General features: G+C 54.0%; 14 protein-coding genes. All 14 read right to left on the bottom strand.

The window, feature by feature from the left end; translation table 11 throughout:
- Positions 1 to 27: 27 nt before the first annotated feature.
- The gene (gene pelG, locus LF95_RS22230) at positions 28 to 1,404 is read right to left on the bottom strand and encodes an exopolysaccharide Pel transporter PelG (RefSeq protein WP_073957407.1); all 1,377 of its coding nucleotides are present in this window, start codon (positions 1,402 to 1,404) and stop codon (positions 28 to 30) included.
- A complete protein-coding gene (gene pelF / locus LF95_RS22225; RefSeq protein ID WP_073957406.1) occupies positions 1,404 to 2,927 on the bottom strand; it encodes a GT4 family glycosyltransferase PelF in 1,524 nt (507 codons plus the stop codon). The genes pelG and pelF overlap by 1 nt, the downstream gene beginning before the upstream one ends.
- A complete protein-coding gene (locus LF95_RS22220) occupies positions 2,924 to 4,042 on the bottom strand; it encodes a tetratricopeptide repeat protein (RefSeq protein ID WP_073957405.1) in 1,119 nt (372 codons plus the stop codon). The genes pelF and LF95_RS22220 overlap by 4 nt, the downstream gene beginning before the upstream one ends.
- Positions 4,039 to 5,445: a hypothetical protein gene (locus tag LF95_RS22215; protein WP_073957404.1), complete on the bottom strand. Its 1,407-nt coding sequence runs from the start codon at positions 5,443 to 5,445 to the stop codon at positions 4,039 to 4,041. The genes LF95_RS22220 and LF95_RS22215 overlap by 4 nt, the downstream gene beginning before the upstream one ends.
- Positions 5,446 to 5,469: 24 nt before the next feature.
- Entirely contained in the window at positions 5,470 to 6,072 is a 603-nt protein-coding gene (locus tag LF95_RS22210) for a GNA1162 family protein (protein ID WP_168173745.1), read from the bottom strand.
- A gap of 16 nt (positions 6,073 to 6,088) precedes the next feature.
- Positions 6,089 to 7,642 (bottom strand): porin family protein, encoded by a 1,554-nt coding sequence (locus tag LF95_RS22205; RefSeq protein ID WP_073957402.1) that lies wholly within the window; start codon positions 7,640 to 7,642, stop codon positions 6,089 to 6,091.
- Between the two features lie 96 nt (positions 7,643 to 7,738).
- Positions 7,739 to 11,719 (bottom strand): tetratricopeptide repeat protein, encoded by a 3,981-nt coding sequence (locus LF95_RS22200; RefSeq protein WP_073957401.1) that lies wholly within the window; start codon positions 11,717 to 11,719, stop codon positions 7,739 to 7,741.
- Positions 11,720 to 11,777: 58 nt separating this feature from the next.
- Positions 11,778 to 14,018 carry a polysaccharide deacetylase family protein gene (locus LF95_RS22195; protein ID WP_143182150.1) on the bottom strand — a complete coding sequence of 747 codons (2,241 nt, stop codon included), beginning with the start codon at positions 14,016 to 14,018 and terminating at the stop codon, positions 11,778 to 11,780.
- 685 nt (positions 14,019 to 14,703) lie between these two features.
- Positions 14,704 to 15,525 carry a formate dehydrogenase accessory sulfurtransferase FdhD gene (gene fdhD, locus LF95_RS22190; RefSeq protein ID WP_083607903.1) on the bottom strand — a complete coding sequence of 274 codons (822 nt, stop codon included), beginning with the start codon at positions 15,523 to 15,525 and terminating at the stop codon, positions 14,704 to 14,706.
- A 26-nt stretch (positions 15,526 to 15,551) separates the two neighbouring features.
- A complete protein-coding gene (locus LF95_RS22185) occupies positions 15,552 to 15,776 on the bottom strand; it encodes a formate dehydrogenase subunit delta (protein WP_073957399.1) in 225 nt (74 codons plus the stop codon).
- 157 nt (positions 15,777 to 15,933) lie between these two features.
- Entirely contained in the window at positions 15,934 to 18,813 is a 2,880-nt protein-coding gene (gene fdhF, locus LF95_RS22180) for a formate dehydrogenase subunit alpha (RefSeq protein WP_073957398.1), read from the bottom strand.
- A 4-nt stretch (positions 18,814 to 18,817) separates the two neighbouring features.
- Entirely contained in the window at positions 18,818 to 20,374 is a 1,557-nt protein-coding gene (locus tag LF95_RS22175; RefSeq protein ID WP_073957397.1) for a formate dehydrogenase beta subunit, read from the bottom strand.
- Positions 20,371 to 20,850, bottom strand: coding sequence for a formate dehydrogenase subunit gamma (locus LF95_RS22170; protein ID WP_073957396.1), 480 nt, complete (start codon positions 20,848 to 20,850; stop codon positions 20,371 to 20,373). The genes LF95_RS22175 and LF95_RS22170 overlap by 4 nt, the downstream gene beginning before the upstream one ends.
- 218 nt (positions 20,851 to 21,068) lie before the next feature.
- A complete protein-coding gene (gene gstA / locus LF95_RS22165) occupies positions 21,069 to 21,683 on the bottom strand; it encodes a glutathione transferase GstA (protein WP_073957395.1) in 615 nt (204 codons plus the stop codon).
- Between the last annotated feature and the right edge of the window lie 30 nt (positions 21,684 to 21,713).

Raw genomic sequence — 21,713 nt, 5'->3', positions numbered from 1 at the left:
GGCGTAAATGGGTACAGATAAGCCGGGTCAGACCGACGGGTTATTGGTGACGAATGCCCCATAAGCCAGACGTTTGAGGTTATGGACCAGCAAGATCATTGCGAGACTGAAGGTGAGGGCGGAAGCCAGAAAATATCCCATTCCGTGCAGCACAAAATGGTCGGCGGTAAGCCAGGTAAAGGTGCAATTGGCGACCATGAAAATGATGTTAAGCAGCATCACCGGTTTGCGAAAATCGAAATAGGACAAAAACACCATCGCAAACATGGCAAGCACATGCAGGCAGGCCCCCAACGCGCCAAAGCGGAAAACACCGATTTCCTTGAACGGGATATTCATGGTTTCAAGGATGAAGGGGGCGGAAAGCACGATCAGAATGGCAAGAAGCCCTGTTAATACCGCCAGATTTCGGAGACTGAGCAGCGTGAAATTGACGATTTCGCGCTGATAGCTGTCGATGGTCATGTAGGTGGCATGTTTCTGGAACGATTTGTAGAATCGATTATATTTTTCAAAAAACGATGTTTCGATATTCACGAAAAACACCGCAAAAATCGGAATGGTGAACAGATAGGACAGGAACATTGCGGAATCGTAATAGGGGGCGGTGCGCAAAATGCCTGCCACGATATCGACATTGCCATCTCGCAGCCACATCACCCATTTATCCACCCATATGGCGATATTGTAGCATAGGCCGCTAATCGCGAGGATCCAGTAACGCTGCCCCTCGCGGGGTAGAAAGGCCAGGTCCTGTGCCAGGGCGGGATATTCGACAAAAATCCAGCCTAGCAGGCCAAATAAAATCAGGGCCAAGCCGGCATTGAACCCCCACATCAATCCGGTCGCGCCATAATCCCCCAGCAAATACCCGCAGGCAAAAACGGCCAGCACCATCCCGGCAAAGAAGATCGCCGAAACGAAGGCGTAGTTTTTAAGCGCGCTGACAAAGACCACAACGGTCCAGATCAGGCCGATCAGATAACCGCCGGCAATGGCGGCGGCGCGCTGGGCCGGTGTCATGTCGGTGGCATAGCCATAAAGCCAGATCATGGGGGCGCTTACCACCAGCACATAGGCCAGCATCATGGAAAACAGCAGCGATGGGGCGCGGTGCAGCGTGTCTTCGTGGATCTGGTCGGCCAGAAGGCGGGTGCCCACCATGACGATGGGGCCGCAAAAAACCAGCGAGAACGAAAAATTATAGGTGATGATGGTGCGAAACAGCAAAAGGTCATCCCAGGACACCAGATAACGCGCCAGAAAGGTAATGCCGACCAGGGCCAGAATGGTAAACAGCCACGGCCCGGAGGACAGGATGGCGGAATAGGAATAGGCCTGCATGATGCCCCACAGGTCGCCCCGGTTCGTCATTTTGCGCAGGGTAAAGCCAATGCCCGCCATCAGTTGTTTCCTTCTGTGCGAAGAAGAGGCCCGTTATAACCATCAGGGGCATCACGGCCGGTTTTGTATAATGTGTCATACAGGCCCAGCACGTTTTTCTTGTTGTACTGGTTTGCCACCCGTTTGCGAATGGTTTCACCCAGTTTATCGCGGGTGGCCGGGGATGTGATGATTTGCGCCAGGGCCTTTGCCATTTCGCTGGGGTTGGCGACCGGCACCACAATGCCCCCTTGCCCCAAAGCCGGGCTTTCATCGGACTGCCCATACAGCATTTCACGGCACGCTCCGACATCGGTGGCAACGGTCGGAATACCTGCCGCCCCGCCCTCAAGGATCACCAGGGGCTGCGCCTCGCTAACACTGCTTAAGACCAGGACGTCGATTTTTCCGAGATATTCGGCAATATTGACCTGCCCGCCAAAAATCACCACATCCTCCAGCCCCAGATGTTCAACCATCTCGCGGCATTCGTTGAAATATCCCTTGTCTTCGTCGGTTGGCCCCAAAATCAGGGCTTCAAAATTGCGGGTTTCACGGGTCAGGATGTGAATGGCCCGAATGAAGGATTTGATATCCTTGATCGGCACCACGCGACCAATCAGGGCGATACAGGCTTTGTCCTGTTTTTCGCGTTTGATGGCGGAAAATTTCTCGTAATCGATGCCGTTGGGAATGACCCGTACTTTTTCCGGGGCGGCACCATCGCGCAATTGCAAAATCTGGTTGCCTTCATAAAGGGTGATGATTTCATCGCAGGCGGCATAGCAGGTTTTTGACAGGGCCGAAAAACCCTTCAGCCATAGGGCGCGAACGTCCTTTTCCAGGCTTTTGATGTCGTAATCGGGGATCGGGTTTTGATAAAGCCAGTCGGCCATTGCAATTTCGATGCGGCGTTCATTGGTGTAAATGCCGTGTTCGGTCAGTATTACCGGGCGCTGATATTCGAGTTTTGCACGCGCTGCCAACAAGCCGGCATAACCGGTTGAAACCGCATGATAACAGCGGGCCTTGGGCAGGTTGAAGCGGGTGGTTGCCAAAATACCGCCAATGAGAATCCGCCAGCTCCAGAAAAAATCAAGGAACGAGGTTGCGGCGAAATTTTCGTCATAAAAGGTGCGCAGGAAGTTCCAGCCGGGATAACTGTTAAGCAGGATTTTTTTGCCAAGTTTCAAATCGTTCGCCCCCTGATTAAAGCTGGCGAAATTGTCGATCTTGCCGGAATTCAAAAAATCGAGCAGGGAACGGGTGGTGTGGCGTAGTTTGCCTTTTCGCCAGATGAATGACCGTCCTTCGGGCAATTCATGCAAATAAAGATGCCGGATGCCAATGACATTGTCGGGCACCTTGTATTTACGGACAAATTCGCCGGTATTCTGGGCGAGAATAGCCACGATTTCAAAGGTGATGTCCGGCATGGCGCTGACAATATCATGCACCCAGCTTGAAACACCCCCCGCGACATAGGGATAGGTCCCTTCAAGTAACAGGCAAATATCGGCTTCGCGCGTTTTCAAGGACGTCATTCGCCAGAGCCTTTCTGCCACATTGCCATGCTTTCAAGCCGGTACGGGCTGACGACCTGGTTTTGTGACGTTGTCGTTTCGGGGAAATGAAGGGCAATTAATTCGTGCACGCGGTCATAGTTTTTGGCGTTGTAGTTGGCTTCGATCAGCCAGCTGGCAATCGCCTGTTTGTTGCTGGAACGTTCAAGTGCGATTTCAAACATGTTGGCTGCAGCAACAAAGTCACGCTGCCGGTTGAGCAGGCGACCGATGCGGTAGGGCGGGGTGGCGTCATCGGGCTTTTCCCGCCGGCATTGTTCATAGGTTTCAAGGGCCAGTTTACGGTTTTCGGTTTCGCGTTCGCGGTCCAGAAGGCCGGTAAAGGCATAATCGTCATACAGGGTTGCCAGTGCCATTTTGGCGTCGAAATTATCGGGTTTCTTGCGAATGGTGTCCTGAATTTTCAGCACATTTGCCAAAAAGCGGTTTTCAATGCGCGCCTTTGCCGAGGCCGCCAGAACGCGCACCGTCGGGTCGTCATCATTCATGGCCATGATAATGACATTGGCAAAATCGGGCCGGAAATAGCGTGATACCAGGGTTACAATTGCCAGTTTTTCCTCGGTATCGGCTTCCTGCATCAGATCGGTATAAACGGTGACGCTGTGTTCGGGGCCCACGGTGCGGCTGCCGGAAATAAGCTGGCCGTAAAGGTTTTCGGCGGAACTGGCATGATCGGCAGGGAAAAGAGCCATATACCATTCGCGAAACCGCCAGGTATCGTTGCGGGTTAGAATGGAAATGATGACCAGAAGCAGTCCCCCTGCTGCCCCCAGAAAACCACAAAACAGATAGCCCGCCGCCAGCACGCTATATTCACGAATGAAATATCTTTTGCGGGCCTTCCAGTAACATAATAACGCCAGAACGACTGCTGATGCGACATGAAGCCCCGCCAGGATGGGCCAGGGATACATTGATGTGGCAAAGGCAAAGAAAACGGCGACCGACATCGCAATGGACAAAAGCGTGATGATCAGCACCCAGATATGCGCAGACAAAGGCCGCGCCTGATAAATCGGGGCGGTTTCATCGTCAATGGCGGCATTATGGGATGCGGACGCAGGAGTGTTCATGACGCCGATTTTTCCTCTGCCGGGTCGAAAATCGGTCGTTTGGTGATGGTGAGGTCACGAATGGTTGTGTCACTGTTGTTGCGCAAAATATTTTCCAGTTTGGCGCTGACAATTTCGATGCCCTCGCGGTGGGTACCCAGCAGCAAAATGGAAATGATGACGCCGGTTTCACGTCCGTCACGCTGAAACACCAGGTCGGTATTGCGTAATTCGCGCGAAAAACCGCGTGCAACCCGGTCGGTCACGCGCAGGGCTTCTTCGGTGCTGACACCGGTTGTCTGGTTGCCCACGTCAAGTTGCCAAAGCGACAGTTTGTTTCGGCGACACACCTGGAAAAGCCATTCGGAAAGGGAGGGCCAAAGCTGGCTGGAAACCACGGAACGTCTGGCACCATCTTCGCTGACCCAGGCCGAGTTTTCATAGGTTTCGGCCTTGGCAAAGGCATTGCTGAGCCACTGCCGCACCAGATTGGCATTAATCAGCAGTGAACTGTTGAGTTTGTCAAAATCGATTTCCTCGATCCGGATGACGGCAAGGATTTCATCGGTCGAGCTGTTTTGCACCGGAATGGCCAGGATGGCATCGTCCCCCAGAATGGCGGCATCATCCTTGTGCGTGACCATCAAAATGCGCTGTTCGCCCATTAAGGTGGCATAAAGAGTGCTGTTGCCAGGAATTTGCCGCGAAAATTCGGTGGGTTTTTCCCAGCCATGCGAGACCAGTGCATCGAGATTGTTGCGGCTGGGAACGAAGACTGAAAATTTTGTTGGCGCCAGGACTTCCGTTACCAGGCTTTCGATCCCGGTAATGACATCGCCCACTTCCAGACGTTCGACATTTTGTGCTGCACGAAACACCGTCAACACGGTTTGGGCCTGGGTGGCAATTTGCCGTTCAAGAAAGTTGACCCGTTCCATCGTCGAGGCATAGGCCTTGGCGAGGGTTTCCTCGCGCAGTTCCGTTTGTGCAACCTGAGCCCGCAATTCGGCGTTTTGCACCAGTTGGCGGCGGCGCAATTCCCCTAGAAACAGGCTGGTCAGCATCCATAAAATCGGGCGCCAGCCGATAAAAAGCAGGTAATCGTAATAATCCTGATCGACATTTTGCTGTGGCAAATGCCCGCTAAACAGGGCAATGCTGCAGGCAATAGCGGCAATAAGCCCGGCCGTGGTGCCATATTGAACCGACAGCACAATGACCACCGCCCACAAGGGATGGGGAGCAATATCCCAGAAACGGTTGCCTGTGCCGAACACGATATCAGCAAGCAGAAAAAGGGCCATGCAAACGGCCAGTTCGACGAAGGCTGACAAACGCAAATCCGACCCGGCGCTGCTGGCGCTTTGCCGGGTGGCTTCGACATTTTTGCGTTCGCGTTCGTCAATGATACCGGGACGGGGCATTGTGTATCTTACCGATCAGAAAGGTTAATTGGTGGTCCGGGTCATATTGGCAACCATCTGGTTGACCAGGCGCTGAGCAATGATGCTGACACTGTCACGCGCAAAGGTTCCCTGGCCGACAATACCGGAACTGGCACTCCAGACGGTCGCGCCGGTGGTGATATCGATCAGGCGCATATTCATGCTGACGGACGGTTCTTCGCGCAGGCCATATTGATAGCCATATTCCGATACGCTGCCGGTCAGAACATATTTAACACCCAGTATTTCGCCAAGCTGGCGGGCCGAAACAGTGCTGTGAGAGCCAACAGCGGCACTGGCTGTGCCCTGGACATTGAGTGAATCATATGTTTGGGCAACATTGCTTTCGGGCTGAACGGCAAGGGTGGTATTGGCGCGCAATGCACTAACCGCAAGATAGGACGCAACCTGGCCGGCTTCCTCGCTGCTGGTCAGGTTATCAAACGGCATGACGGCAATGCTGGTTCCCTGGGCAAAGGAAACCGGGGTGGTTGCCGTTATGATCTGGCGGTCGCCGGTACTGCAGGCTGCAACAAACAGGCCAAGCATGGCTGCTGCAATGGCTTTGCCCAGGCCCCGCCAACTGGAATGTTGATGTTTCATCATGGTGTCCTTTTCCGTCCTAGAAATATTGTTTGATGGAAATGCCGATAAAGGTGGAACCGCTGCTGCCGACACTGTTTGATGAATTTGCCGTGTGGCCGAATGACAGCGTTGTTTCATACTGGTCGGCAAGGTTGCCGATCAGTGCGCCGGAAAACCCGAAACCCTGTTGGCCAAAGCGGTCATAGCTATAGGCAATGCCACCTGACAGGGTCAGATAATCGGCCAGGCGAATGTCATGTCCGATTGAAAATTCATGTACCTCGCGCCGAGTGACATCAAGCGGGCGAAAATCCGCCCCGGTCTGGTCGGTTTTGCTGGTCTGGTCCAGCGGGTATTCTGCATCCAGCCGGTAGCCCGCGAAAATCGGGAAATTGTAGATATCGAAATTGTCGCGGATATAACCTTCCAGCCGCCAGGTTCGCGCCAGATCCTGATCTCCGTCCAGGCCATAACGGTTTAGTGACGCACCAATGCCAAAATCCCAACTGTCGATTTGTGTGACGTCGTAATTGGCCAAAACGGCATCGCGCGTGCCATATTGCACCACAGCACTGGTCTGGTCCCAATAGGGCTGGTGGTAATCCGCGCCGAGCGAGATTGTACCAGGCAGGATGTAATATTGCCATTCAGCACCGATACCGGGCGATTTTTGTGTGGCGTAACCGCGATATTGCATAATGGTACGCGATGATATTTCCTGATCCAGCCGCAGGGCGATTTTTTGCCGTTCGCCGGTAAAACCGCTGTTGCGGCCATCGCGCTTGATAAACGGGTCAGCGTCGATATGGCGGTTTTCTACATCCAGTGCCAGCAACAGATCATTGCGAATAAAGGCCCGGCCATTCACGGTGCCGACAATTTGTGTGTTGCTGCTGCCATTACTTTGATATTGCGCACCGGCACCAATAAAATTTCCGTTCTGTTTCAAAATGTCCTGGCGCGCGCGCACGATGGCCGGGTCGTGGTTTTGCACAATGACACGGCCATATTGCCGGGCGGCTTCGCGCCAGTTGCCACTGCGAAATTCAACCTCGGCCAGAGCATTTCGGGCCTCGATATTTTCAGGGTTGGTTTTGATCACGTTTGCCAGAATTTCGCGGGCATGGCCATATTGGCCCAGTTCCATTCGGGCGCGGGCTTCAATGATGTCGCGGCGCATTTCGGCGGCGCGGTTTTCTGCCGTGCTCAAGGGGGCGCGGACCGTCGGGGCCATTGGGGCTTTATCGGCGGTTGCCGGTTGGGCATATTCCACCACAAGGCGGTCTTTGCTTTGTGAAACCTCGAATTTTCCATCAAAGGACATTTGCATCAGCAACACGTCATAGCTGGTCTGTACGGTTAAAACCTGTTCGGGATATTTGCCAAGCAGACCGTTCAGGTCAAAATCACCAATCGGGCCTGAAAAACGGACAATCAGTTCCCGGCCGTTGGTCGTAACGGCATTGTCCGGCGAATTGCGCAGGTCCAGTGTCATCCTGAAATCACGGGTGCCATTGCTGGTAATGCTGGCATTTGTGACTTCGGCGCGGGCATGGGCCCCCAGGCCGGTAATACCGGCAAACAGCGCCATTCCTAATATTCCGGTCCGCGAAATTGCCTTGCCCAAACTGTTCCCCTTTTTCGCCCCTGATTGTAACAATGATGCCCGGTGTTCCTTAAGAAACGGCTATTTTTGACGCACTTGTTGCAAGGCCCGCTGTGGGGATTGTTGCAACAGTCGCGTTTCGGCAATATCGGCAATCACACCATCATCCCCCGGATTTTCGCGCAGCAATTGTTCAAAGATGGCGATGGCCTCGTCATAGCGTTGCAGGCGCTGCAACAGCAGCCCTTCAAGATGGCGCATATAGAATGTCGGGTTTTGCCGGGTTTTGAGCAAATCCAGCGATGTCCGATAATTTTGGCGGGCAGCCTTTTCCCGGCCCAGCCGGTCGTTGGCTTCGCCAAGCTGGTAATAGGTTTCAAAATCGCCAGATGCCGCCAGCGCGAGATAGCGTTCAAGATAGGCCCGTGCCTTGTCAAACTGTTCACGGCTAAAGGCAAACTGCCCCATGATGCGAAATGGTTCGGGGGCACTGGGGTCAATAACGGTTAAACGTTCGGCAATCTGCTGAGCCTGGCTTGGAAAATTGTTGGCCTGTGCGGCAGCAAGCAGAATTTTTAAACGTTTTGGATCGTTCAATGCCAGTTTGCGCTGGCTGTCAATCAGCCCCAGCATGGCCGCCCGGTTGCCGTTTTGCTGATAGGTCGTGATCAGTTGCGAGACAAATTCCGGGTTGGTTTCATATTGGTCAGCATATTGTGACAGGATTTTATCCGCACGCGCCGGGGCAAAGGTATTTCCGGCAATTTCCAGCCATGCCAGCCGGGTTTTGCCACTGCTTTTGGCGATGCGTTCAGCAACCCAGTCTGCTTGCGGCTCGGTCAGGCGCGGCCCCCACAAATAAAGCAGGTTTTTGGCCGCATCGCTGTTGGGGCCGGTTTCTGCCGCTACTTTTTGGAAAATTTGTGTGGCCGGTTTTTTCTCGCCAGCGGCCAGCAGGCGGAAGGCAATTTCCTGGCGTTCACTATTTGCCAGCCCCGGTGTATCTGCCCGTTTTGCCAGATAGGCCAGGGCTTCTTTTTGGCGACCCAGGGCAGACAGCGCATCGACGTAATAATTGCTCCATTCGTTTGACGTGCCTGCACGCGCGGCCAATTGCGGCAGAACCGTATCATAGGCTGCAAGGCCGATCAGATCATAAAGCAATTGGGTCTGGCGTGGTTCGGTACTGTCATGAAGGTCCTGTGCCAGCAATGTGACCAGTTCCTTGCGGCCAGGTCCACCTGCATTGACACTTTGACGCAGGGCTTCGGTATAGAGGTTGCGATAATCGGGATTGCTGAGCGGTAGATTCTTTGCCAGTGCCAGTGCCGCACTGTAATTGCCACTGCGCAATTGGGTGTCGGCCAGGGCAAAGCGGAAGGCCGGGTTGTTTGGCACCAGGTCAAACTGCTTTTGGGCGGTTAGCCGTTCGGTGGTGACATCGCCATACTGGTTGGCAAGACTTTGCAGCGTTGCCAGATCGCCAATCTGGTCAACCTGCCAGTCGTAGTTGGCAATCCAGTCGCGGGTTTTTTGCGGCGTGTTTGCCGTGATTGCCAAAATGGCATCGGCCAGTTTGCCATTATAGCTGCGCGGTTCGGACGCAACCTGATTGATAAAGGCCAAGCCATCCGCACGACGGCCCATATTGCGAAACAGCAGGGCGGTTTCGGGCAGGCTGGCATCATCAAGTGTTTTGGCTTTTTGCAGGGCATCGAGGATTTGGTTAATCGCGGCAGTCGCCGGAGCATCCAGCCCGCTGGCTGCCGGTTTGGATGTCCCGGTGGTGCTGGTATTTGCATTTGTATTGTTTGCTGCTGCAATTGCCGGTGTCACATCAGGGGTATCCTGGGGTGCCGGGGCACCAATAACTTGCCAAAGGCGCGTCATTTGCAGCAATGCCTGTGGCGTGCTGTTATCAAGATGCTGCAGTGATTTTTGCAGCATGGTGCGCGCCTGATCGAACTTGTTGCTGGCAACAGCTGCCCGTGCGCTTGCCAGATAGAACCAGAATTCGCCATCGCGCAGGTTCTGTTCGCGTTGCAAATAGGACTGGGCAAAAACGGTTTCGCCCTGATCCAGGGCGCGGTCGATCAGCAGGGAACGTAGCCAGTCGGGCAATTCGCCATAGCGGGCAAGAATGTCATCATGCAGCAGGGCGGTTTTGTTGAGGGTCGATGCCGCCTCGATATAGGCGGTAAAGGTGGCAAGCGACAGTTTCCCCGACGGAAGCCCCAGGGCCGAGACGGTATCATACAACTCTTTCATATGTCCGGTGGCAAGGGCGGCCGAAACCCAAAGATCGGCAAGGTCGGTATGGGTGGCAAAATCAGCTTTGAAGGCTCCTGCAATATCATAGGCGCGGGCCGGGCGGTTAATATCGGTCAGGAATTGCGCCAACTGTGTCGCATCGGCAGGTGACAGACTTTTGGCGGGTGGCAGGTCGTCAAGTGCGGCATCCAGGCGCGCCATATCCTTTTGTTGCCAAATGGCCTGAAGCACCAGCAGACGGTTTTCCATGCCGGGCTGGCGATGGGCGATTTCGCGGGCCAGCAATTCGGCAAAACCATAGGCTTTGCCCTGAGTAGCGGCATCATACAGGGTTGAAAGAAGGTCCGCATCAAGGGCGCTGTCATTGGCCGATGCCAGCCATTTTTGTGCCAGATCACCGCGCCCGGTTGCCGCATTAAGCAATGCCAGGGCCGCTTGATTACGTAATACCGGGTTGTTCTCAAGAACAGGTTGTAATTCATTCAGGCCATGTTGAGCCTGGCCCAGCGCAACATACAGACTGGCAATGCTGAAAAGGTCGCCATTGGCCGGGGATGTGCGGGCCAGGTCGTCCAGAACCGGTAACAGGTCGGCGGTACGGCCCAATTGGTTTAGCAGCATCGCCAGGTCATAACGCTTGGCAAAGGCCATTTTCTTTTGTGCCAGTGCCAGTTTGATCCATTTGGCGATTTCTGGCTGGTCCTTGCGCAAGACGGCATAGCGCGCCCACAATACCGGTGCATTTTCGCGGACATCCTGAGGGATTTGTGCGGCAAAAATAGCGGCACTTTTCAGGTCGTTCTGGTTTAATGCCACTTCCAGCCCATATGACATCAGGTCCGGCGTGGAGGCATCGGGGTGACGGGTTGTGTAGTCTGCTGCTTCGGTCAGGTTGCCCGAGCCGATGGCGATCCGGATGGCAACGCCCCAGCCGTTGTCACTCAGGCTGTTTGTGGCGATATAGGATGCCAGAACGTTTTGTGCCTCGGCAATGCGGCCCGCATCAAGCAGGGCTGCAGCATATATTACTTCCAACGGTTCGATTTTTTGCGGAACGACGCCGCGCAATGTTTCAAGTACCGCCACAAGTTGCGGGTTTTTGGTTCGTGCCTGATAAAGGTTGGCAATTTTCTGGGCGGTGGCAAAGGTTGGCTCTTTGCGCATCCATTCGGCTGAAAATTCGCTGGCCTGTTTCAGGTCCCTGGCATCAAAAAGCAGCCGGAGCTTGAGTTCTGCCAGGGTCGGTGTGAAACCGTTGGGTCGCGAAAGCAGGTCTTCGATGAAATCGAGCGACTTTTGCGGCTGACCGATGCTGGCATACAGATAGACAATCGAGATCAGGTCGTTGGTGGTGGACCAGCCGCGTTCGACCAGTTCATGGAGCACATCGATCTGATCGCGATAGCGGCCATTGAAGTTGTATATGTTTGAAAGATCGCGCAGGACGGCCTCGGTCGGGTCCAGTTTGCGCCGTTCTTCCAGTGTTCTGGTATAGTCATTCGGACGCTGGGCATATTGGTAAAGTGTGCCAAGATCGGTCAGAATCCGAATGGAATCCGGTTCGCGTTGGTGCAGTTCTTCAAACAGTTTAATGGCGCGGTCAATTTCACCATTCTGAAGATAGATACGAGACAGCGCACCGTATACGTCAATGTTGCGGTCGCCATCGTCATATTCTTCTTCATAAAAATTGCGGGCTTTGACAAAATCCTTGTCGCGAAAATAGATATTGGCGAGTTCGCGTTTGGACGGCACCATCATGATGCCCGCTGCAATAACGGCACCGGTCATCGTGAAGATGATCCCCAGACTGGTTAAGTTGATTGTCCCCAAACGCACGGTTGATGGCCTAATCTGTCACAGGTTCAAGGGTCAGTTCCGCCCCCGGAATAGCGTCAACCGGGACGACATAATTAAGGATGCCCTTGGCATCCGCCGTAACGGTTTGCGACCATTCGGGCTGATCGTTGCGGGCGGGCACCGTTAATTTGTAGGTCGCTTGCGGGGCGGTTCGCCATTGCATTTCGCCTTTGCCAAACCCCTGTATTTTCATATGCAGTGTGCCGTCGGAATTTTGTAAATCCCAGGCCCGCCAGCGGCTGGAAATAATGTAGGGTTGGCGGGCAACAGGATACTGCGTTTCCGCCGTGCTGGTTTTGACCGAAATCACGGGTTCATCAATCGCTTCATCCAGCGCAACATACAGGCTGCCCTGATAGTGGATCTGGCCGATCACGCCATAGGAATTGTCAAAATCGACGGTGAGGTGTTTGTCGTTATCAAACCGGACCGTGCCCGCCTCGCCACGATTGCGGATTTGCCAGTTACCGTCCTGGGTTTTTTCAATTTCGGCAGTGAAAAAGCCTTTGCCGATACGGGCGTAGCGGCTGGCGGCAACGGGAATGATGGTTGATTTGCGTGCCAGTTCCAGGTTGGAAAGCACGGCATTGCGGCTGGCAACCTTTTCGCCCGAATACATGTGATAATAAATGTTAAAGGGGCGCAGCCGAATGGGGCTTTCGGTATTTTCAATTGTATTGGCAAGGTAGCGGAAGCCAAAATACCGATCCGACCACAAATGCGTATAGGTGTTTTCATTGCTGTTCGACGCATAAATCTGGATATGCTTCCCAACCCGCATGCCCACAGGGGCTACCCAGGCCAGCGACGGATAATCAGGGTCCCAGCGGCTGTCGCCCCCATTGATGTTGGGCAGGCCGATGCTGTCGGCCATGGCAATGGCCGCTTCAAAAGGCGAGGTATCGCCCGACCATTGAAGCAGTTCCACCTTTTTGCCCGGTGGGCAGAAGGTGGAAATATAGTTTGCGGCGTCGACAATTTCTTGATGAAGGTCAAATGGCCGTTTGATATAGGCGCGCGGCAGATCATAGCTTTTTTGCAAGCCCGTGTCCGAGGCATCCACATCTTTGGCAACGCCAAGCAATTCCAGAACCCGCCCGGAAATATTGGTTGTTTTCGCGCCAAAGTCGCGTTCTTCGCGTTTGGCGGAATAATTTTTGTAATAACTCCATTGAAAAGGGTGGGTATAGGTATGCGAGGCCGCTTCGACCTGGGGCAGGGCAAAGAGTTTGCGCGCGATATCCTGGGTCCGTTTGGTGCCATACCAGGCCGGATCCAGATCGGCGGCAATGGGAGCGACGGACACCGGCAGGTCCGGATAGGGTTTGATCAGGTCGCGATAGACGACTTCGGTATCGAGCAGGGGCTGGTCATTATCACCGCGAATTTCGCTGATATTGCGCCAGCCGTCACCATCGATGTGGGAATAGTAAATGCGTCGTCCCATCAGGGTTGTGGTATCGAGCTTGGGGAAGTCTTCGAGTTGGAAAACCCTGGAAAAGAATTTAAACGGATTGAGGATCCATTTTCGGTCATGCTCGTTCCGACCGGTGCGTACGGCATAACCATCCTGAACAAATCCGCCGGACGGCCCAAAGGCACCAAGCAGAAAGTTGCTATCCGATTGCGGCGGGGTTGCAACCACAAACGGCGTAGAGCCGCTTTCAGCCTTCGTAACCCCATAAAATGGTGGAAACGGTTTGACGATCTCGCTTTCATATCCGGTCATGTCCGGATCGAGATGATTGATGCTGTAATCAAATGTAAACTGTTCCCAGTCCCCGTCATATTGCCCGCCCAAGCGGTTCAGGACGCGGTTGACCAGTGGCACAGAAACATTTTTGCCCTGCATATCCAGCAAAAAGGACCAGTCTCCCAGAATGGCAACTTTGGTGCCTGCATCCATTTGTGCATCAAGCCATTTCAGAAAACCCTCGGGGTCGGGCAGCCGGTCAATTTCCATCCAGACAAGGATACCCCGAAATTCATGGGGATCATCAAATTGGGGAAGTCCCTGGCTGATATCAAAATGGGTAACGGTCAAGCCCAGAAAATTCAGGACGGTTTCCGCCAGCGCATGGCCAGGGGTGTAAAAGGGGCTGATGTCTTGTGGTGAATAGTAAACCGAGGCAATCTCGCGCGAGACAGGGCGCGCCTGAGCCGTTGATAACGGGATCAGTACAAGAAAACAGATAAAACAAAGTCGAAGAAACTTTAAAAGTGAAGCCAAAAGCACACTCATATTTTACAGCTTTGTCCGTGCATTCAAAAAAAATAAACTAAACTCTCAGTCTAGTCTTTTACGCTTCTTGTATAGGTTTTTACAGGGCAAATTGGCGCTTTGGCTTTGATCTGGGTCGGATTTTGTCTTGTATTTGAGAAAATGGCAGTAAATGCCCAACTGTTTTCGGTCTGATATAATTTCTTACGAAACATTCGCCAAAACGGTTTTTTAAATGGATCACTTTCCTTTCCCTTGAGTTGCCCTGTTGGTGCTAAAATGCAACCAATAGTGAGGCTTCTTTCCTTGGAGCGGACTCGCTTCAGGAATTTTGGTTTTTTAAAGCGATTTGTCTTTAATTTGCGCCATTCTGCTGGAGAAAACCTTCTATCCGGCGAGGAACAACGGACCGAAGAACGTAGCGGCGCTATATTCGAGGGTCTTGACGCTGCGGGGCGGAAGGTTATCCCGGCCCCAAGGGTTTGTTTTCGGCGACGTTTCGCGGCGTTACACCGTTTGACCGATGCCCGCATTGCTCTGCACGCTGTGCCTTGCCAAACGCGCCGCCAAACACAAACATAATGGTGAAAATTAAAGACAAATCGCTTTAATATTTCCCGTGCAGCAAGCATATAACGAAATATGCTGCTGCTATGCGTGATGGAAAATTGTCGTGGGAAAGATGCAGCCGCGGTTAGGAAAACCGGCGGAAAAGGCCGCGCCTTTCGCGGCAAATAAGGGTTAATCCCGCCTGCCGTGCCAGATTGACCGCGGTTAATGTTGGTCCGGAAAGTGTGACAAGGCCGCCAATACCGCATTGCACGGTTTTGGTCACAATTTCATAGGAACAGCGGCTGGTCATCAGGACAAATCCCCCGGCGGGATCAATGCTCTGGCGGGCAACGGCCCCCAAAACCTTATCCAGGGCATTGTGACGGCCAATATCTTCGCGGGTGAGCAGGATTTTGCCGTTGGCATCGGCAAAGGCGCTGGCATGAAGTAATCCACCACCGGCCTTGTTGCGGCTTTGATAGTTTGGCAGGTCATCAATCGCGGACAGAACCACCTTTTGTGGCATGTTGCCAGGTGCAACCTTGCGCGGGGCCTCCGCCGGGATGGCTTCGAGCGATTGCACGCCGCATAACCCGCAGCCGGACCGGCCTTCCAGGGTGCGTTGCCGCTCGCTTAAGGCGTCGATGCAATCTTCGTCCAGTTTCGCCTCGATCACGTAACCGCGCAGGGTGGCACGTATATCCTGAATTCGGATTTGCGAAATATCGGTGATGATGCCTTCGCTTAGGCAAAAGCCGGTAACAAAATCCTCAAGGTCATAGGGGGATGTCATCATCACAGCATGGGATTTGCCGTTAAATACCAGTGCTGCGGGGACTTCGGGTTGGAGAAAAAGGGCATCCTCGCTGGCATCCTGATCGGTGATGGCAACCGCAGGATCAGCGCTGCGATTGTCAATCATGTCATTGCTGCCGGTGGGTTTTGGGGCCGGGATGGATGCCATTTTGGGGTGCACCAGTTTCGGGTTGATCAGGCGGGTTCCTTGACCTTGCGGATATGCGGGGCCGCATCCAGAACAAGTTGGTCAAGTCCCTCGCCGCCTTTTTCGATATGGGCAAACAGTGCGCTACGCATACGCGGTTCCCAAAAATCATTGATATGTCCTGCAACGCCGGGCACTGCGGTTTCCGCCGGTTGGGATTTGAAAAAGGTGGCAATCTGGTTGGCCATATAAACGAGTTTTTCGGGCTTCATGGGTGGTTTCTCCGGCCAGAAAGCAGGTTCATCAGATAGAACGCTGTAGCGTGTTTTAAAGGGCATTACGCATATTTTGCGCTATGGCAAGCTATGCCAGCAATGAAACGGTTTTGGCGGGCATCGCGGTGATGCCCGCCAAACCGACGATCATATCTTATTCGGCGGCATCCGGGGCAGGCAGGATGCGCCGGGCCTGCTTGGCCTGTTCATCATATTCTATCTGCCATTCCGTCGGCCCGTTGGAGGCAGAAACCTGCACCGCCGTGACCTTGTATTCCGGGCAGTTGGTGGCCCAGTCGGTAAAGTCGGTGGTGATCACATTCGCCTGCGTGCCGGGATGGTGGAAGGTTGTGTAAACCACCCCGGGGGCCACGCGATCGGTGATTTTGGTGCGCAATGTGGTTTCACCGGAGCGGGAGGCAAGGCGGATCCAGTCCCCATCGCGAATGCCGCGCTGTTCGGCGTCATGCGGATGGATTTCCAAAAGGTCTTCCTCGTGCCAGACACTGTTTTGGGTGCGGCGTGTTTGTGCGCCAACATTATACTGGCTCAGGATACGCCCGGTGGTCAGCAGCAACGGGAAACGCGGCCCGGTTTTTTCATCGGTCGCGACATATTCCGTGACCACGAATTTCCCTTTACCACGAACAAAGCCACCGATGTGCATAACGGGTGTGCCCAGCGGGGCCTTTTCATTGCACGGCCACTGAACCGAGCCTTCGCGTTCCAGCAGGTCATAATTAACCCCTGCAAAGCTGGGCGTTGTGGCGGCAATTTCATCCATGATCTGGGATGGATGGGTATAATTCCAGTCAAGCCCCATTGCCTTGGCAAGGTTTTGCGTCACTTCCCAGTCGGCATAACCGTTTTTTGGCTTCATCACCCGGCGAACGCGGTTAATGCGGCGTTCGGCATTGGTAAAGGTGCCGTCTTTTTCCAAAAATGTCGAACCGGGCAAAAACACATGGGCGTAGTTGGCCGTTTCGTTCAAAAACAGGTCATGAACGACAACACATTCCATTGCGGCAAGGCCGGCTGCGACATGTTTGGTGTCCGGGTCGGACTGCAAAATGTCTTCGCCCTGAATGTAAATACCACGGAATGTGCCCTCAACAGCGGCATCAAGCATGTTGGGAATGCGCAAACCCGGCTCGTCGTTCAGTTTAACCGACCACAGTTTTTCAAAAATATCGCGCGCACCATCGTCGCTGATATGGCGATAGCCCGGCAGTTCGTGCGGGAAAGACCCCATATCGCACGACCCCTGCACATTGTTTTGCCCGCGCAGCGGGTTTACCCCCACACCGGGGCGGCCAATATTGCCGGTTGCCATGGCCAGGTTGGCAATCGCCATAACGGTGGTGGAACCCTGGCTGTGTTCGGTAACACCAAGGCCATAATAAATCGCGCCATTGCCGCCGGTGGCAAAAATGCGGGCGGCCTTGCGCATTTCATCGGCCGGAACACCGGAAATTTTTTCAACTTCCTCCGGGCTGTTTTTTGCATCGGCGACAAAGGCCGCCCAGTCCTCAAATTCGGACCAGTCGCATTTTTCGCGAATGAAGGCCTCGTCATACAAGTCTTCGGTAACAATGACGTGGGCTAGGGCGGTCAGCACCGCAACGTTGCTACCGGGGCGCAGCGGCAGGTGCGCGGCCGCCTCGATATGCGGAGAGCGCACAAGGTCAATCCGGCGCGGGTCAATCACGATCAGCTTGGCCCCGGCACGCAGGCGTTTTTTCAGCCGCGATGCAAAAACCGGGTGGCCGTCTGTCGGGTTGGCCCCAATGACGATAACAACATCGGTATGTTCGACACTGTCAAAATCCTGGGTACCGGCCGATGTGCCAAAGGTGGTTTTCAGGCCATAGCCGGTGGGCGAATGGCAAACACGGGCACAGGTATCGACATTGTTATTGCCAAAACCGGCACGGATCAGCTTTTGCACCAAAAAGGTTTCTTCGTTGGTGCAACGTGATGACGTGATGCCGCCAATCGATTCCTTGCCATATTTTTCCTGCAGGCTGCGGAACTTGTTGGCCGTATAGGTCAGGGCCTCTTCCCACGACACTTCGCGCCACGGGTCGTTTACATTTTCACGGATCATCGGGTTAAGGATGCGGTCCTGGTGGCTGGCATAGCCATAGGCAAACCGGCCCTTAACGCAGCTATGGCCCCGGTTGGCCTTGCCATCCTTGTAGGGCACCATGCGCACCAGTTCATCGCCACGCATTTCCGCCTTGAACGAACAGCCCACCCCGCAATAGGCGCAGGTGGTGACAACCGAATGTTCCGGCTGGCCGATGTCGATGATCGATTTTTCCTGCAAGGTGGCCGTCGGGCAGGCCTGCACACAGGCCCCGCAGGACACGCATTCGGATGACAGGAAATCTTCGTGCATGCCGGGCGATACACGCGATTCAAAACCACGACCTTCAATCGTTAAGGCAAAGGTGCCCTGGACTTCCTCGCACGCCCGCACGCAGCGCGAACAGACAATACATTTGCTGGGGTCATAGGTGAAATACGGGTTGCTTTCATCCTTCGCCATATAGCGCGGGTTTTCTTCGCCATTCTGGCGGGTTTTGACGTGGTTTTCACCCTCATACCCATAGCGCACGTCGCGCAGGCCAACGGCCCCGGCCATATCCTGCAATTCGCAATCGCCATTGGCCGCACAGGTCAGGCAGTCCAGCGGGTGGTCGGAAATATAAAGTTCCATCACACCGCGACGCAGCTTTTTAAGCCGGTCATTCTGGGTATGCACGACCATGCCGTCTGTTGCGGGGGTGGTGCAGGAGGATGGTGTGCCACGGCGGCCTTCAATTTCAACCAGGCACAGGCGGCACGACCCAAAGGCATCCACCATATCGGTTGCGCACAATTTGGGGATTTGAATGCCAGCCTCCATTGAGGCGCGCATGACAGACGTGCCTTCGGGCACGGTCACGTCAAAACCGTCAATATTCAGGGTAACGGTTTTGTCGGATTTAACGGCAGGCGTTCCGTAATCAATCTCTGTAACCAGGGACATTTTCTTACTCCGCTGCAATATCAAGCCCGTGGGGCTTGAAATCTTCGGGGAAGTGGGTCAGTGCGCTTAAAACCGGATAGGGGGTGAACCCGCCCAAGGCGCAAAGGGAGCCAAATTTCATCGTGTCGCACAAATCGTGCAACAGCTCGATCTGGGCTTCGGGTTCTTCGCCTTTGGCAATTTTATCAACGGTTTCAACGCCACGAACGGCACCAATACGGCACGGCGTACATTTGCCGCAGCTTTCGATGGCGCAAAATTCCATCGCAAAGCGGGCCTGTTTCATCAAATCCACGCTATCGTCAAACACAACGATACCAGCATGGCCAATCAGGCCATCACGCTTGGCAAATTCTTCGTAATCAAACGGCGTATCAAACAGGGCACGGGGAAAATAGGCGCCTAATGGCCCGCCAACCTGCACCGCCTTGACCGGGCGGCCACTGGCGGTACCTCCGCCGATTTGATCGACGATTTCGCCCAGGGTCAGGCCAAAGGCGGTTTCATAAAGTCCGCCATGTTTGATATTGCCTGCAATCTGGATGGGAATGGTGCCGCGCGACCGCCCCATGCCAAAATCACGGTAATATTCCGCCCCTTTTTCCAGGATCACCGGCACCGAACATAACGAAATCACGTTATTGACGACCGTGGGCCGGGCCATGAAACCTTCAAGCGCGGGAAGCGGTGGCTTGGCACGAACCACGCCGCGTTTGCCTTCTATGCTGTTAAGCAGCGATGTTTCCTCGCCGCACACATAGGCCCCCGCACCCATACGGACTTCCATATCGAACGTTTTGCCCGATCCAAGAATATTATCGCCCAGTACACCGGCAGCACGGGCGACCTCAATCGCCTCGTTCATTACGTCAATGGCGGTGGGATATTCCGAACGAGTATAAACATATCCCTTGGTTGCCCCGGTCGCCAAACCGGCAATGATCATGCCTTCGATCAAAACAAACGGCTCGCCTTCCATGATCATGCGATCGGCGAAGGTTCCGCTGTCGCCCTCGTCGGCATTACAGACGATATATTTCTGCTCACCCTTGGCTTCGCGGACCGTGTTCCATTTAATGCCGGTCGGGAAACCAGCACCCCCACGCCCGCGCAGGCCGGAATCGGTAACGGCCTTGACAATTTCTTCGTCGGTCATGTTCAGGGCATTTTCCAGCCCCTTTAATCCGTCATTGGCGCGGTAATCCTCCAGCGATATCGGGTCAATAATGCCGCAGCGTTGGAAGGTCAGGCGGGTTTGCCCTTTCAGGAACGGAATATCCTGGGTGTGCCCAAGATAGCGTTTATGCGCGCCCCCTGTCAGGAAACCGGCATCAAACAGGCTATCCACATCCTCCGGGGCGACCGGGCCATAGGCAAGGCGTCCGCGCGGGGTTTCAACCTCGATCATCGGTTCCAGCCAATACATGCCAAACGACCCGTTACGGATGATTTTGACATCCTCGTCGCGTTTGATGGCTTCGGCAGCAATGGCTTTTGCCACATCATCCGCCCCGAGGGCGACCGAGCCGGAATCCAGCGGGACATAAATTTTGATGGTCATGATTCCACCTCGTTCAAAATGCGATCAAGGCGGTCCTTGCTGACCCGGCCCACAACTTTGCCATCCACCATCGCGGCAGGCGCACAGGCACACAAGCCCAGGCAAAATACAGGCTCCAGCGTCACATTGTGGTTGGCGGTGGTTTCCGACCAGTCCACTTTCAGCTTATGCTTGGCATGATTTGCCAGCGCATCGGCCCCCATTGCCTGGCAGGCCTCCGCCCGGCAGATTTTGATCACATGCTTGCCGGGCTTTTTATCGCGGAAATCATGATAAAAACTGGCAACCCCATGGACTTCCGCCCGGCTGAGATTGAGTTTTTTGGCAATGGTTTGCAGGGCCCCTTCGGGAATAAAGCCGAATTCTTCCTGCACTTCATGCAGGATCGGCAAAAGCGGGCCTTCAAGCCCGGCCAGACCATCACAAATGGCACCGACCCGGGTGGTTACTTCCTCGGACGTCACAGATAAAGACATGCAGCCTCTCTCACAAAGCAGTCTTTGTTTATTTTTTCCAGTTTCGGCAAAACCGCCCCCGGGTTCAATAGGGCGTTCCCGTTACGCGATAGCAAAATCCTATCATAACCCTACAGAGACTAATGTTATTATCTGTGAGCAGGTGAAAGCATGTCGGCATCATACATCTTTGGGTGTATGACGCCGGTTTTTCATGCCCTTAAAGGTGATTTTGTTCCCTAAATGCCAGGGAACTGTGCCTCGCATTTGCGCGCGGTCACAACAGAGGGCCGCAATGCGATTTGGTCCATATAAGCCCTGATATGGGGCCACGTTTTAAGGTCGATTTCAAAAAAACGCATCCAGTCCAGCACGGTAAACAAATAGGCATCCGCGACTGTGAAATTTGCGCCCATCAGGCAGGCGTTATCGGCAAGATGATTTTCAACGAAGTCAAACCGGGCGAACAGCCGCGTTTTGAAATGGGATTTTACGTCCTCGGGCAGGGCTTTGTTAAATAGCGGGGCGGAACCGGTGTGAATTTCACCGGTAATGAAGTTCAGCCATTCCTGCAAACGAACCCGTTCAAATGTGCCCGGTTTTGGGGCTAATCCGGATTCCGGTGCCTGATCCGCCAGATATTGCACAATTGCCGCCCCTTCGGTCAGGATGTTGCCATCATCAAGCATCAGGGCTGCGACATATCCCTTGGGATTGATCTTTCGATAATCTCCACCGTCAGACATCATTTTGCTTTGCATATCCACGCGCACAAGTTCGTGGGGCAATTCGGTTTCCTGCAGCACGATATGGGGCGATAGCGAACAGGTATTGGGGGCGAAGTAGAGTTTCATGGCAGAACCTTTGTCGTGTTTGGATACGTC

Source organism: Thalassospira sp. TSL5-1 (genome assembly GCF_001907695.1).
GTDB lineage: Bacteria > Pseudomonadota > Alphaproteobacteria > Rhodospirillales > Thalassospiraceae > Thalassospira.
The sequence above is the reverse complement of the archived record's forward strand: the minus strand, read 5'-3'. Positions and strand labels throughout refer to the sequence as shown.